Raw genomic sequence first — 15,361 nt, 5'->3', positions numbered from 1 at the left:
ATAATTTAAAAAGTAACATTAACCCCAAATCGGTAAGTGGCAGACAATGGATAAACACTGGCGTCAATACCCGCATTAGTAGGCGTGCCTCCGACTTCAGGGCTGAAACCCTTGTAATCAAAAATATTAACTGGATTTTGAGAATCAACAAATACCCTAACCTGTTTCATCTTCATTTTAGTCAATAAAGGTGCTGGCAGCGTGTACCCCAACTGCACGTTTCTCAACCTGATGTAAGCACCGCTTTCCACATAGAATGAGTTGGGTGCCGCGTTACTTGTTGAACCAACGTTAGCGGAAGGATAAGTATTAGATGTTCCTGCGCCACGCCAGCGGTTGTCATAAAAATCTTTGCTAAAATTCTCATTACCGAAACGAAACGAAACATTAGCATTATAAACATCTACACCCCCAACTCCTTGTACGTCTAGGGTTAAATCGAAATTTTTATAGCCAAAATTGGTATTGATTCCGTAAGAGTATTTAGGGTTAGGGTTTCCTAATGTAACTCTATCCTTACCATCAATAATACCATCATTGTTTCGGTCTGAATATCTAAAATCACCAGGTTTCGCATTTATCTGCGCGGAGCTAGCAATTTCAGCGGCAGTTTGGAAAATGCCTTCAACCTGATAACCGTAAAATTCGCCGATCGAACCATCGAGAACAGTGCGTGTTGCCAAAGCACCATTAGCAATTCCGGCACCGCCAGCATATATAGGGTTTTGACCGGTTACAACAGAAATGATTTTATTATCATTAATGCCGATGTTACCACCTATTGAATATGTAAACCCATTTGCAGTCTTATCATTATATGAGGCGACGAATTCAAAACCCCGGTTTTGAAAATCGGCCTGATTGCCGATTAGGGAGCCGGAACCTGTACCTACGGAAGATAAAATCGGAATCGCAAATATCGCCTGCTCAGTTTTCTTGTTGTAAAAATCCGCTTCGATATGCAAGCGGTTGTTTAAAAATCCCGCCTCTAAACCAACATCAGTACCTACGGTCCGCTCCCAGTTTAAGAATGAGGGCACAATTGAATTAACGTTGGCACCGGTGTAAGCTACGCCGTTAAAGAATGCGATATAAGTCGGACCCTGGTTAACCAGTAAAGTCGTTGGATTTACGGGTACCCCTGCGTTACCTACTTTACCCCAGCTTCCGCGTAATTTCAAATCCGTGACGAACGTTTGATCTTTCATAAAATCCTCATTGGAAATTACCCATCCGGCACCTACTGAAGGAAAGTAACCCCAAAGATCGCCGCCGCCATAAAATTGCGAAGCTGCATCAGCCCGTAAAGACGCGTTTAACAAGTATTTAGCCTTGAAGGAATAATTTATACGACCGAAATAGGAAGAAAAGGTTTGTAAGGTTCCGCCGTCAGTTACATTTCGTCCGGCAGCATCGCCCAAGGTAAGGTACAAATCACCTTCTCTGGAGAAAGGTACGTTCTGGGCACTCGAATTGATGAAATAAGATTTCCTCTTCTGTGCAGTTTGACCTGCCAAAAGAGTTAGGTTATGGTCGCCAAAAACATTTTTGTAAGTAAGGGTATTTTCAATAATCCAGTTCCTGGCTTCATCTCGGTTTACCCCTAGTCTGCTTATATCATTTTGCTGGCCTTGCGTGGCCCGATAAACCGGATTATAGCTTCTTACTTCTGCCTGACCAAACTCCCCACCTGCTGTAGTTTTAAAAACAAAGTTTTTGGCGAAGGATAATTCGGCAAAAACATTTCCGGTTACCCGGTAGTTTTTAGATATCTGATTAAAAAAGTCAAGGGTAACCTGGGGGTTAAAATTGTTGCCGCCCCCTAAGTTGAAGTCGTTCGCATCACCGTAAGTACCATCTGAATAATAGACAGGGACTACCGGCCCGGCGGAATACAATTGGCGAAATATCCCACTATTAATATCATCTGACGTGCTTGCCGTCCCCGTAACACTATATCCTATCTTTAACGGATTCAATACCTGGAAATCGTTTGTTAATTTGCCGGTATACCGTTTATAATTATTCGTTTTAACAATACCGTCCTGATCTAAAAACCCAAGAGAAAAATTATAACTGGTTTTTTCAGTGCCTCCGGTGATTGATACCTGGTGATTGTTAACCATTGCGTCCCTTAAAACTTGGTTGTACCAATTGGTACCTTCGCCAAAACTCGTCGGATCGGCAAATAATGGCGGACTTCCATTCGATACCGATAACTCGTTAATAATCGTAGCATACTCGGCAGCATTGGTCATTTCTATTGGATTTGTGACCGTTTGGTAACCAACATATCCGTTATAGTTAATTGACGCAGTGCCTGCCTTGCCTTTTTTGGTCGAAACCAAAACAACCCCATTTGCAGCCCTTATCCCGTAAATCGATTGACTTGAAGCATCTTTTAATATACTCAAGCTTTCAATATCTGAAGGGTTTAAAAAACTAATTTCATCATACCAGACCCCATCAACCACATACAGAACACCTGTATTTCCGAAAATGGTACCTGTACCACGTATGGTTATTTGCGGAGAGGAGCCGGGAGCTCCACTGTTGGTAATGTTTACACCCGCAACTTTCCCCTGTAAGGCACTCACCGGATTAACCGAGGCTTGTTTTGAAATATCTTCACCTTTAACCGTTGCCACAGAACCCGTCACGTCAACTTTGCGCTGGGTACCATATCCAACCACCACCACCTGCTCCAAAACTTCCGAAGAAGCCTTTAGCTGAACGTCCACGGTGGTGCGACCATTTACCGGAATATCTACCGTAGTATACCCCAGGTAAGAAAAAGTTAGTGTTGCATTTGCGGGCACCTTAATTGTGTAAGCGCCGTCTACGTTTGTGGTTACTCCCTGTGTTGTTCCCTTAACAGCTACTGTTACCCCAATTAAGCTTTCGCTTGTTGCAGCATCAGTTACTTTGCCTGAAACAGAAATCGCTTCCTGGGCAAAAAGTACATTAGTTAAGATGGTGAGAAATAGTACCGCAGACGTAATGAAAGTAAATAATCTCTTCATAACGATTGGTTTAGATATATAAATTTACCAAAGAAATAAGAATAATTTGCAACTCTGTATTTCCCATGATGCATAAAGGGTTTACGCGGCGATTTGTTTCAGCTAACCTGAACGATATTTTAGGTTAGAAGATATCGGCTCCTGGAGAATTAGTTACCTCAGACAGGAGTAATAGATTAAAAGACAGATTAGATCAGTGATTCTAAATATCGTTCAAGTTTGATCGAACCGGTTATCAAAACGTATGTTAACGGGCTACTTCAACGGAGTTTGCAATCCGTTTTACCCCTTCCGCCGCCATCTATAGCAGGTGCCTGCAAGCCCTTAATTAAATTCATAAATCCCATAGCACCATACCGGTGATCATCCGCAAGGATGTAGATGCTATTCATCTGTTTAGCTTTGACGCTGGTCTTCTTCTGCAGAGCCTGCAGACCAAGAAAAGGGATCGAAACAAAATTAGAAGGAGCTTTTTCATTACATCTTCAACTTTGCAACCCGCTACTGCAGTGTGAAAGCGATTTCCTTTAAATCCCTGCTATTAGTGCCTATAAACAATGTGAAATCGCCCGGTTCAGCCACAAACTTTAAATCACTATTGTAGAACTTAAGGTCTTCTTCCGATATTTTGAAGGTTACATTTTTTGATTCACCAGCTTTAAGAAGTATCTTTTGAAAACCTTTTAACTCTTTAACGGGACGAGTGGTGCTGCCTACAAGATCACGTATATAAAGCTGCACCACTTCTTTCCCATCTCTGGAGCCCGAATTAGTAACTGATACGCTCGCTGTAACGGTTTCCCCTGGCTTGAACGATGATTTGCTCAGTTTAATATCACCATATTTAAAGGTGGTATAACTTAGTCCATAACCAAAGGGATATAGGGGATCATTGGAAACATCTAAATAGTTTGAGCGAAATTTCTGAAACCATTTGCCATCCGGCAAAGGCCTGCCTGTATTTTTGTGATTATAAAATATGGGCACCTGACCGATATTCTGTGGAAATGTTGCAGTCAGTTTTCCTGAAGGATTTATATCACCGAATATAACATCCGCTATTGCAGTTCCAGCCTCTGTTCCACCAAACCAAACGTTCAAGATAGCGGGCACATTTTCGCTTTCCCATTTCAAAGCGAGCGGACGGCCGGTAAATAAAACTAAAACTACTGGTTTGCCTGTCTTCAGCAAAGCCTTCAACAAATCCTTCTGAATTTCCGGAATCTCAATGTCGGTGCGACTGGAGCTTTCCCCGCTCATTTCTGCTGACTCACCCAATGCAGCAACGATAACATCAGACTTGTTCGCGATATCTAACGCTTCTTTTAGAATTATACCTGCCGGCCGCTTATCTCTTCCAAGAGATTTGCCAAACATGGTTGCCCGTTCTTCCAATAAACTGTCAGCCGTTAGGTTTGAACCTTTCGCATATAAGATTTTAGCCTTGTTACCTGCTACACTCTGAAGCCCTGCCAAAACAGATATTGACTTTTCATTATCCGCAGCAACGCTCCATGTTCCTGACATATTATTTTTAGCATTTGCCAAAGGGCCGATTAAGGCTATTGTTCCTGCTTTTTTCAAAGGGAGGATGTTGTTGTTTTTCAGCAGGACAAATGATTGGGCAGCCGTCTGCCTTGCAATTTTCCGATTAGCGTCAGTGAAAATCTCCGATTTACTGCGTTTCACATCGCAATAGCGATAAGGATCAGCAAACAATCCCAGCTTATACTTTGCCTCCAATATTCTCTTGCAAGCCAGATCAATTTGCTGCTGGGTGACTTTACCGTCTTTTAATGACGTACCTAACGTTGTTAAAAATCCCTCACCAACCATGTCCATATCCACTCCGGCTTTTAAGGCTAGTGCCGATACGGTTTTAAGATCACCTAGCCCGTGATCAATCATCTCATTAATTGCTGTATAGTCTGTGACAACCATCCCGCCAAATCCCCACTCTTTGCGAAGCACATCCGTCATCAACCATTTATTAGCACTGGCAGGAATACCATCAATTTCATTGAAAGATGTCATTACAGTTCCAACACCAGCATCTACAGCTGCTCTATATGGTGGGAAGTATTCATTATACATTCTCACCCTGCTCATGTCTGTTGTATTATAGTCCCGGCCACCTTCGGCTGCGCCGTAAAGGGCGAAGTGTTTTACGCAAGCCAAGATGGTGTTATTTAAAGAAAGATCATTCCCCTGATAGCCCTTTACCATTGCTCTCGCAATCTGAGATCCGATATAAGGATCCTCGCCGGAGCCTTCAGAGAATCTGCCCCACCGTGGGTCGCGTGAGATATCCACCATGGGCGAAAATGTCCAGTTAATGCCATCAGCACTTGCTTCAACAGCAGCAATCCTCGCACTTTGTTCTATCAAAGTCATATCCCAGGTGCTTGAAAGACCAAGTGGAATAGGAAAGATTGTTTGGTATCCATGGATCACATCCATACCAAAGATCAAGGGTATTTTTAATCGGCTGTTTTCTACCGCTATCTTTTGAACATCCCTTATTTTTTCAACGGTTTTAATATTGAACAGACCGCCAACTTTGCCGTCCTTTATTTTCTGTGCTATATCCGAACTCGAAGCCTGGCCGGTGGTTATATCTCCGGCTCCCGGCAAGTTCAACTGTCCAAGCTTTTCCTCAAGAGTCATTTTCTTCATCAGGTCAGCAATGAAACGATCCATCTTTGGATCTGCTGGAGCTTGCGCCATTGCACCGGTAGCGGCAAATACTAATAACAGCAGGTAAATCTTTATAAATTTCATAGTCAAATACTTTAGTTAAATGGATATACTAAATAAGAAACGCTTTGTATCGGATACGCTAATATCCTTTTGAATCAATCACAATCGTGTCTCCACATTATTCAACTTTTACTGGCGCAGTTCTCCCGGACATGCCATTCTCATTGAATGTCTCAATAGAAAAGTAATATCCCTGATCAATGCCCAGGCTTTTCAGTTCCAGGGAATTTCCATCATAGACCATCCATGAGTTATATAATTTATCGCGTGCAATCCCCCAAAGGATATTATAACCCTGTGCCCCTGCTTGCTTATCCCAGCTAATCATTGCGTCGCGCCTATCTTTCTTCCGGTTTACTTTGAAACCTTTCACGCTTGAAGGTGCCTTTCCTTCCCCCAGTCCAAATACCCGAATTCCTGAGATAGAAAGATTAGGGGTAGGCACATGAATATTTTTATAACGAATATAGCGTACCGTTTCCGGAGTGCCAAGTTCAACGTAATCGTTCGGGACATCTCTAAAGCTATTAGCACGATTTACCAGGGGACGCCAGTCCTTTCCGTTATCTGACCCTTCAATTACGTAACGGTGATAAAGCCCCGGAACTCTTCCATATAAATTAGATTTATAATCATGATAATTAAGCTGAATAGCATGCACTTTTCCGGGTTTTAGTAGATCTATTGCCAACCACTGTTCATCATCATTCTTTGCGGCTACCCAAAATGTTTTAACGTTCTCATCAGTTACGTTTTCTGCCTTATATATTTCCATTACTGAGGATGCCTTTACCGGTTTGTTATATGATAACAGCATCCAACCTGTAAATTTGCCTTGCTTACCCGGGACCGCAGGTGCATAATGCGGGTAATCACCAAATGATGTGTTAGAATACATCAGCCCATCCTTGTCAAAGTAAGCAGGAAACATTGCGAGGCGACGCTCCCAGTTAACGTTAATGGATACGGCCATCGATGCGAAGTGCCAGTAAGTATCCTGCGGACCTAAGACGGTGCTGCCATGGCCGGCACCGTTCATGAAACCTCCTGGCTTATAGAAAACCGGATTATTGGGAGCATATTTATAGGGGCCAAGCGGGGAGTCGCTCATGTAAACACCGTCACCATAAACGTTAAACTCTGTGCCGGGAGCAGCGTACTGCATGTAGTACTTATTATTGTGCTTGGTCAACCAGGGTCCCTCAATATATCCGCCCAAGACAGTATCAGAATGATTTTCACCAAATCTTTCCCAACCATGTTTTTGTCCATCAAGATTGAACAACTCATACGTTTTCTCGGAAGGCCGAAAACGGAGATCCTTATTCAAAGTCTTTGCACGGATGGGAAATGTATTGGAAGAGCCCCAAAAAACATAGGCTTTGCCATCATCATCAATAAACAGATCAGGATCCTGAAGATCATTCAAAATTGATGGAACAGCTTTCCAATCTCCTTTTTTAGGATTATCTGTAAAAAGGATGCTCATCGAGCCAGATGGATCGCCGGTCACATACAACACCGAATCTTTGTAGTTATGAGCGGCAGGAGCATTCGACCCCTGGAAGTACCATTTTTCGGGAGTAATGAACGACCAATTTTGCAGATCTGTGGAATGCCAGTATCCCATTGACCGGGTTACGAACATATAATATTCGTCTCTGAACTTAACTACTGCCGGATCAGCACCCGAACGGTAAGAAATATCATTATTTGAATTATAGATCATGTAGGTGTAATCCACATTAATGGGATTACAATAGGTGCTCATTTGAGTTGACTGGCCGTGTACAGTGGAGAAAAATAAAACAATTGCCACCCACATTAATAAATATTTCCTCATTTCTTGCGGTTAATTCTCAAGTGAATCAAGCCAACAAGGCGTCACTTCACTTTCATTTATAAGAACCAATTACTTCGAAATTGTTTTACCCTCTTTTAGCACTAGTAAATATTGTGCAGTCTTTGGGATGAGGAATACGTCAGTCCTCAGTTAACTTGCTCTCTACCGCATACTTTTTTACTGAAGATTTGATAAACATATCTTGATATTGTATCCACTGTGCAAGTCGCTTATGAACTTTTGCAATGTCATCCGAAGAAAGTTCATTAACAATATTTAACTGTTCATAAGGGTCTTTGATTATATCGTAGACTTCTGTGATGTTCTGAGTTGCATTGTAAATAAACTTTTTACTGCCTTCACGGTAGCCAAACAAAAAGTCTGACCACGGAGCAAAAAAGTATGTTCTCTTATTCTGATTCTCAAAAAGCAAATTGTGACCCTGCCACTGTTTATCGACGGGTAGCCGAAGAACGTTCACCACCGTTGGTGCAATATCAATCTGACCGGAAACAATACCCTTCCTTTCCCCATTAAACAGGGTCTTATTTACGAAGATCAATGGCACATGAACATTTTCCTCATAGATCTTTGAAGCATGGGTGTATTGCTGATGCTGCCCGAATGCCTCACCATGATCCCCCACAATTACCACAAGTGTAGATTCCTCCAGGCCGCGAGCTCTTAACGCAGCCATTAATTTTCCGAGCGTTTCATCCGTATGGCGCAAGGCGTTCAGGTAACGATTAAAATCTGAATCTTGCACTCTGTAGTCCTTTTCTTTTCCGGAAAAGAAATAGGGATAGTGTGTTTGCACGCTCCATAGGGTCGCAAAGAATGGCTTTTGCTCCCCATGGTCAATCCAATCACCAAAAGCGTCAACTATGCAATCATCATCCGATCCGTCTGGGTTCTCCCAGCGCTTGTCATGTACAATAAATTGCCTATCCCGGCAATATTGGCTGGCAAAATCATCAACCTTCTCAAAACCCTGATTAAGAAGAAACTCATTGGCCTTTTGGTACTTCAGGTCACCCGAATTAAAGAAAGCTGTCCGGTATCCATTTTCTTTCAAAAGATTGCCAATAGAATTAAGTTCGATATCCGGATATTCTCTGGTGAGGCTTTTATAAGATATCCAAGGATAAATTGAGCCGAGGATAGATACCAGCGAATTATTTGTCGCCGGTGAATGTGCGTATGCATTCTCAAACAGCATCGAATTAGGCATTAGCTTACTAAGCTCCGGTGTAACATTATATTTCCCGCTATATTGATCAAGATACTGCGCCGGTACCGATTCCAGGACGAAAAAAACTACATTTTTTATCAGTGCCGGAGCGTTGATTCCAGGCTTTATCAACGGATCCGGCAGATCTTCAAACTTACCAGGCATCTTCATCGAAAAGAGCAAATTACTTTTGTCAGTGGATACTACAGAATTAAAAAAGAAAGTGACGGGATTAACTAGTTTACTCTGCTGCCATACCTGCCGTTCTTTATACCAGTTGAAGGTTAGCGAATAACACAAAGTAAATAATCCAAGCATGACAAAAGCATACTTAACATCAATTGTCAACCCCTTTACAAAATGGCTATGAAGTGTCCAAAAAAGTTTAGCCATGGTGAGCACTAGCACAACGACAATGAAGCACCTCGCGGAAAGTTGCCAGGAAACATTAGCAAGCATTGCGTTTTTTGAATCCGCACTCCCCATAAAATCAGAATAGTATAGCCACTGATAATTAAACGGACCACCTATAATCCGTATCGACCGCTTATTCAGAACAGCAGCAATGGCTGACATTAGCGCGACCAGAACGAAAAGATAATAAAGCGCTTGCTGATAACTTGGCTTCGTTTTAAAAAGGGATGACAACAGCACGAAGCAAAGTGTTAAAATCAGGAGAAAACTGAAATCATAAAAGGATGATAAAAATGATTTGGGGAGATACATTGTTAAAGCAATGGGCGATCGCCATTCAAACCCAAGTATATTGCCCCTGATAATAACCATGATGATAAAAACGGCTATGGCCGTATAAATAATCTTGATTATCGGAGAAGTATTAAGCGCGCGCCAGGTCTTAAGCGCAGCTAAATTTAACGATGAAGGTTTATTACTCATTTATTCTTAAAGGCAGTCAGTCGAATAATTTGCATTTCTGCAACCAGACAGCATAAGCTTGAGTAAGTATACACACTTTATTTTTACGTGGAATAAATTAATTAATAATTGAAGGCTTACAGCTCTGAAAGAGAATAGATAATACCAGTAAGTTTAAAATAGGTAGTTTCCCCCAAAAGAAACCGGGTACATTAAAGATTAGAGGTTGGCAGTTACAATTCGCTTTCTGGTGTTCACAGGCTGTGGAACCTTTACATAATAACCGGTACCATCATATTCACGTTTCCGGGGATGCGTCTTACACTGATTAGAACATGCACCCTCCAAACGTTCGCCGCATTCATCGCACTGCGTGAAATGCTCATTGCACTCAGGATTGGCACAATTGATCATCTTATCCGTTGCAGCACCACAATTACGACAGTGAGAGATAATTGCCGGATTAACTGAATTGACATCTACAGTCAAACGGTTATCAAATACATAGCATTTACCATCAAAGTCTTTACCCCCAGCCTCTTTGCCATATTTGATGATCCCGCCATGCAATTGGTATACATCTTTAAACCCTTCATGGAGTAACAAAGCCGATGCTTTTTCGCATTTAATTCCCCCGGTACAATAGGTCAGAATCGTCTTATCCTTGAATTGAGCGAGCTCATTGATTTTGTCCGGAAATTCACGAAAATTCTCTATATCCAGCGTAACTGCATTTTTAAAGCGGCCAACAGAATGCTCGTAATTTGAACGTACGTCCAGGATCACCACATCATCCCGATCTTTCATTTTCATGAATTCTTCCGGTTCAAGGTGAACTCCTGTTTTGTGCTGAGGGTTAATGATCTGTGGATTCCGTAAGCCTGAGTAAACAATCTCCGACTTATATCGACAGTGCATTTTTATAAAGGAAGGTTCGGCAACTTCATCAACCTTGAAGTCTGTCTTTGCAAATCTAGGATCAGTATGAACCGCATCCATGTAAATTTGACAAGATTCCTCGGTGCCGGAAACCGTTCCGTTCAATCCTTCATCGGCTACAATAATGCGGCCTACCAGATTTAGCGATTTGCAAAATTGAAGGTGTTCCGCGGCAAATTGCTCCGCGTTTTCTATGGTGCTGTAACAATAGTACAGCAGGGTTTGGTATTTCATCATAAATCATTGATACTGTTGCAAACAGCGTTTAATGCAGGTGCAAATATAGGGGTCTGCCTGGAAATCAGCAAAACAGATGTTCTCTTAAACTAGTTTGCTACAATCGACTTGTCTTCCTGGACGTTCAGGTTCAACGATTTGACAAATTTGATGAATGTTTCCTTAGATATGCTCCAATCGGGAGCTTCAATATCTCCCCACGCTTTTGGCGAGTCAACCATATTGAAGTAACTAACACCCCTTATTCGTGGGGTTTTACTAATGGTTTCAGAGGCAGCTAACAGCCATTCCAGCTGGTAGTCTTCAGGCCCTTTGATTCCAAATTCAGTAACAAATATAGGTTTATCAAACAGGCGCATCCGGTATGCCTTACGATCGTAAATGGAATAAAATGACTCCTGCTTTTTATGATCCGTAATATTTTTATCGGGTAAGCCATAGATCGCCATACTGATGAAATCGACTACATCATTGCCGGGCCAAAAATCCTGTAAACCACGGTCTCCCGCCGGCCCCCATACCAGCTTAATATTAGTATGCTCAGGTTTTCGAAAAGAAGCAAAGTACCTGAAAGCTTTAATATAGTTAACGGGTGGCTGACTTTGCCATGGATAGCGCGTTACAGGTATTTCCATTTCGTGGATCCAGCGCAAATAAACAACTTGATCGACCTTAGATATGGTGCTGAATAACTTATTCAAAAGGTTATCGTACCGACCTTTTACAATACTTTCCAGGAGGTTAGAATCCGGCTTCGCGTTCATCTCACGCCATGGTTCCATCGTAACAATTATATCGTGATTACGGCCTACTATAGCATTAAAATCTTTCTCAAATGATCCATCCTGCAGATCTTTCCAGTTTGGAAAAATATGTTCAGTGGAGACTTCCTTCAACTGATTTAATTGCCCCTTTGGGTCGTACACTCCAATTTTCAAATCGGTCTCTCGCTTCCCGACCATAGATGTATCCGTTAGCACGGCTGTTTGATAAATAATTTCCGAATTGTTGCTGATATACCGGGCTGCCTCGTTGATTCCGGTCAGCACTGAATCTTTGCTATCAGTTTCCGTTTCTCCAAGCACTATCACCGGCTTACTTATAAAACGCATTCTGTGTATTTTTCTCTCTACCTCTTCAGCAACAGATTTATAATCGGGAAATGCCTTAGTGGATTTCTCCGATTTGCTTTGCAGAGTTACGCTGACATAATCAATCACCTCATCTCCAGGGTAATACTCCAACACACCCGGATAGCCAGCAGTTGACCACACTATCCTGGCCCCGGGAACCCATTTCTTGCAAAGGGTTGAAAAATACCTGAAGGCTTCGTTATAGAGTTTTGGCGACTGGTTTTGCCATGGGTAAATCTTTGCCGGCACTTCCATCTCCGGATTCCACCTGATAAAAATTACACTTTGTTTTTTTGAGAAAAGCTTGCACATTTCTATGATCTTGCTGTCATAGTTGCCTTTAACTATCGATTCAAGTGGATTCTCTACAAGGAAGTTATTCCACATATCCACCGAAACAAATGCAGGCCGGCGCGGGTCTAGTTTCTCAATACCTTCAGGCTTTTCATAACCTGAATCAGAGATCCGAAAATTGAAATATTGAAATGAATCAGAATTAATCTTTAAGTGCTTGGTATCCCAATCCAATATGGCGAGCACGGGCTCCGTTGATCGCTCTTCAAACCTGGCACCTTTTGCGTACCGGTAAATGTTAAGGATGGTTCTTTTCGGAACCATCAAAATCACAATAAAACCCACTAGAGCAAAAAGAATCAAAAACCAACCTAATTTTTTCTTCATAAGACAGCAAATACGAAAATTAACTTTTTATAATAATACAAAAAAGCATCAGACATGAAAGAACTTCGTCATCTGCGTCTTAAAATCCGTAAGCAATTCTGAAACCTCTGTCTGTTTGCCTCCCCCGCTGATAAGACATCCCATATAATCCACGAAAATTAAGGTATTGCAACCCAAAATAGACTTCGTTATGATCCTTGAAACCGGGTGTGCTTAAGTAATTGAAGCCAGCGATTTCCTGTAGTTTCAACTTTCTGATCAACGGAAGTTTATTGGTTATGAATCCCGAAAAGTTATGTTCAAAGTGACCTTCAATATATTTATCAGCAGTACTGAACTGGTAATAATCCAGAAATAAGAAGGTATTAATTTTCGGTGTATAGGCCAGACTTCGGGTACCGATGAAATGCTTGAAATCCGGATAATACATCTGTTCTGAGTTCAGGTATTTGCCGGCTCCAAGCCAAAAAGAAGATTTTCCATATAAACCAAGTTTGATATCTGATTTACTTATATCAAATGATAAAAGGTCAAACCGCGTATCAGACCCCAACACATCTCTGAAAGAATGAGTAAAACTGACGCCAACACGGGGATATCGGGAGGGTTGATAAACTTTTCCGTTCGGATAAGTGGCATATTCGTTACTGAAGTCATAAGTAGCCCTTAGGCCAACGCTGAATGATTGGTTCTCCGGAAATAGTTGAGTATCAATTAATGGAGTAAAAGGATTATTAGATGAGAATACTTCCTCTTTATCGTCAATGAAGCTATAACTGCTTGTATTACTTAAACTTTTACGACTTGCCCACTCGGTTGAAAGCGTAGCAATTAAGCCTCCGCTTATACGCCTTGTAGCCCAAAGCGAAACAAACTTCTTCTCATATAGCTTTAGAAAGTTCCGCTCATAGAACAGGGAATTTATCGAGTTCCCGAGCGTATGGATTGATCCTAAATTATTTAAATCCATCACGTCACTGCCTACATTAAATCCAAGGTTAGAGTTACCAATTGGCACGTTTCCAGAGACACTTCCATACCAGTCTTCACTGGAAAAGCCATACCTGAGCTTCCCGGTGAGTGAAAGATATTTGTTGGTGACAGAATCAATTTGTTTACTGTATGAAGTAGAGTAATTTATGCCGAAACCTTCAACAGTGTTGTAAAAAACAGAACTCGCGAGTGAGCTGAAACGATAATATTCCTTTTTATAACGGTTTCTAGGATTATACCCGGAGCCAATGAGAAATGCTACCGGTTTAAACTTATTACTTACTTTATCAAGTGAATCGAGATAAGGTCTCGACTCACGCTTTGCCGCCAGAGTGTCTTTTTTACGATAATCACTCTTCTCTTCATCCGTTAAGGGAACTGGTCGTGCCCGTGCCCAGTAACTGGAATCCTTCTTATTTACTTCTTTCGTAATTCGTAGAATTTCTGTGAAATCCTTACGGTTTAATGCAGGCTTAAGATCGTAGTTTTCGTAGACAGCCATAAAATAACCCCCAAAGCGAAATCCAAATACTCCCCCCGTAAAATCGAACTTCATTGATGATGGCATCCATACTTTATTGCCTACCGGAATAAACTGCTGATCAATGTTTAGCGTGTCAACGAAGTTAATGTTAGCATCTTTCGTTAGGTAGAGATCGGCGCTATGCAGTCGCCAGCTATCTTCGAGAATATAAATATTTCCCCGAAACACCGGATCTGTATTGCGACGGGGAATTACCTGGATCTTATTAACTGGCAGGCCATTCTCGACGGCAGAGCCTAAGTATTTATATAGGTAATAAAACAGGGCATTATCAGCCAGGGGCGAAATGATCGGCCGGGTAGTCAGCCCTTCCCAATTCTGTAGATTTTGATAAAAATTGACCTTCATGTCCGACGCCCTGTTGAAACTGAAAGCCCTGTTACTGCCCGAAACTTTCGAACTGATCATCTCTTCCCGAAAACGATCCGATTGCATGTAGCTTAGCTTCGACTCAGATTCAGAGAGATAAATAATTCCCTGCCTGTTAGAATCCAAACCCATTTCCTTTCCTAGCTTGGCAACATCTTTACCTAAAAACTTTTTGGGCGCCGCCAACAATTTCTGCATACCTTTAATATAAACGTCAGTAGTATATGATTCCACTTCTTGCAAATGACTTTTACGTTTCCTGATCGCTTTTCGCATAATTGCATAGGCGGGATCTTCCCCATCAGAGCGGATCACCACATCATTCAACTCGTAAATTTCAGTCTTCAGTTTAGCATCCAGTACCTGGTCAGAGCTTATAAGCAGTTCGGCACTCTGTTGCCTATAGCCAATTGCCTTGAATACAATCTCATGCTTTCCTGCAGGAAGCCTTAACTGGTAAATCGCTTCGCTATTGGCAGAGGTTCCTTTACTCGTATTTTTAAGATAAACACTTGCAAAAGGAACCGGATTCCCTTGTTCATCTGTAACCTTGCCCTTAACTAAAAAGGTTTGTGCAGAGGCGGAAAGTGCTAAAAAAAGGAAAGCTAAGAAGGCAAAGGCTGGTTTCATCGGCGTCATTTGCCGTAAAGATGTAGAATTGCGCAGAAGATACACTGCCTGGGAAGTTAAATTATGTTAAAGCGTTCAAAGCATTAAGCAGGGCAAAACACG

At 41.8% G+C, this 15,361-nt stretch carries 8 protein-coding genes; all 8 read right to left on the bottom strand.

Features of this window, described 5'->3' with window-relative positions:
• Positions 1 to 5: 5 nt before the first annotated feature.
• The 8 genes from AC1MCB_RS20025 to AC1MCB_RS19990 all read right to left on the bottom strand — a co-directional run bounded on the left by AC1MCB_RS20025 (position 6) and on the right by AC1MCB_RS19990 (position 15,259).
• Positions 6 to 3,023, bottom strand: a complete 3,018-nt coding sequence (locus AC1MCB_RS20025; RefSeq protein ID WP_479966499.1) for a SusC/RagA family TonB-linked outer membrane protein — start codon at positions 3,021 to 3,023, stop codon at positions 6 to 8.
• Positions 3,024 to 3,283: 260 nt separating this feature from the next.
• Positions 3,284 to 3,415 (bottom strand): hypothetical protein, encoded by a 132-nt coding sequence (locus AC1MCB_RS20020; protein ID WP_479966498.1) that lies wholly within the window; start codon positions 3,413 to 3,415, stop codon positions 3,284 to 3,286.
• Positions 3,416 to 3,524: 109 nt separating this feature from the next.
• Positions 3,525 to 5,804: a beta-glucosidase BglX gene (gene bglX, locus AC1MCB_RS20015; RefSeq protein WP_479966497.1), complete on the bottom strand. Its 2,280-nt coding sequence runs from the start codon at positions 5,802 to 5,804 to the stop codon at positions 3,525 to 3,527.
• A 97-nt stretch (positions 5,805 to 5,901) separates the two neighbouring features.
• Complete coding sequence (locus AC1MCB_RS20010) at positions 5,902 to 7,626, bottom strand: family 43 glycosylhydrolase (RefSeq protein WP_479966496.1); 1,725 nt, start codon at positions 7,624 to 7,626, stop codon at positions 5,902 to 5,904.
• A 139-nt stretch (positions 7,627 to 7,765) separates the two neighbouring features.
• Positions 7,766 to 9,754 (bottom strand): LTA synthase family protein, encoded by a 1,989-nt coding sequence (locus tag AC1MCB_RS20005; protein ID WP_479966495.1) that lies wholly within the window; start codon positions 9,752 to 9,754, stop codon positions 7,766 to 7,768.
• A 198-nt stretch (positions 9,755 to 9,952) separates the two neighbouring features.
• The gene (gene trhO, locus AC1MCB_RS20000) at positions 9,953 to 10,909 is read right to left on the bottom strand and encodes an oxygen-dependent tRNA uridine(34) hydroxylase TrhO (RefSeq protein ID WP_479966494.1); all 957 of its coding nucleotides are present in this window, start codon (positions 10,907 to 10,909) and stop codon (positions 9,953 to 9,955) included.
• Between the two features lie 89 nt (positions 10,910 to 10,998).
• The gene (locus AC1MCB_RS19995) at positions 10,999 to 12,723 is read right to left on the bottom strand and encodes a glycoside hydrolase family 26 protein (RefSeq protein ID WP_479966493.1); all 1,725 of its coding nucleotides are present in this window, start codon (positions 12,721 to 12,723) and stop codon (positions 10,999 to 11,001) included.
• Between the two features lie 79 nt (positions 12,724 to 12,802).
• Positions 12,803 to 15,259, bottom strand: a complete 2,457-nt coding sequence (locus tag AC1MCB_RS19990) for a DUF5686 and carboxypeptidase regulatory-like domain-containing protein (protein ID WP_479966492.1) — start codon at positions 15,257 to 15,259, stop codon at positions 12,803 to 12,805.
• Positions 15,260 to 15,361: the final 102 nt, after the last annotated feature.

The organism is Daejeonella sp. AP26 (assembly GCF_056680515.1).
Note: the sequence above shows the minus strand (reverse complement) of the source record. Positions and strands in the feature narration are given on the sequence as shown.

What these genes read in the sequence shown, in the direction of transcription:
- AC1MCB_RS20025 (WP_479966499.1), bottom strand. Translation starts at nt 3,023, where the DNA reads ATGAAGAGATTATTTACTTTCATTACGTCTGCGGTACTATTTCTCACC.
- AC1MCB_RS20020 (WP_479966498.1), bottom strand. Translation starts at nt 3,415, where the DNA reads ATGAATAGCATCTACATCCTTGCGGATGATCACCGGTATGGTGCTATG.
- bglX (WP_479966497.1), bottom strand. Translation starts at nt 5,804, where the DNA reads ATGAAATTTATAAAGATTTACCTGCTGTTATTAGTATTTGCCGCTACC.
- AC1MCB_RS20010 (WP_479966496.1), bottom strand. Translation starts at nt 7,626, where the DNA reads ATGAGGAAATATTTATTAATGTGGGTGGCAATTGTTTTATTTTTCTCC.
- AC1MCB_RS20005 (WP_479966495.1), bottom strand. Translation starts at nt 9,754, where the DNA reads ATGAGTAATAAACCTTCATCGTTAAATTTAGCTGCGCTTAAGACCTGG.
- trhO (WP_479966494.1), bottom strand. Translation starts at nt 10,909, where the DNA reads ATGATGAAATACCAAACCCTGCTGTACTATTGTTACAGCACCATAGAA.
- AC1MCB_RS19995 (WP_479966493.1), bottom strand. Translation starts at nt 12,723, where the DNA reads ATGAAGAAAAAATTAGGTTGGTTTTTGATTCTTTTTGCTCTAGTGGGT.
- AC1MCB_RS19990 (WP_479966492.1), bottom strand. Translation starts at nt 15,259, where the DNA reads ATGAAACCAGCCTTTGCCTTCTTAGCTTTCCTTTTTTTAGCACTTTCC.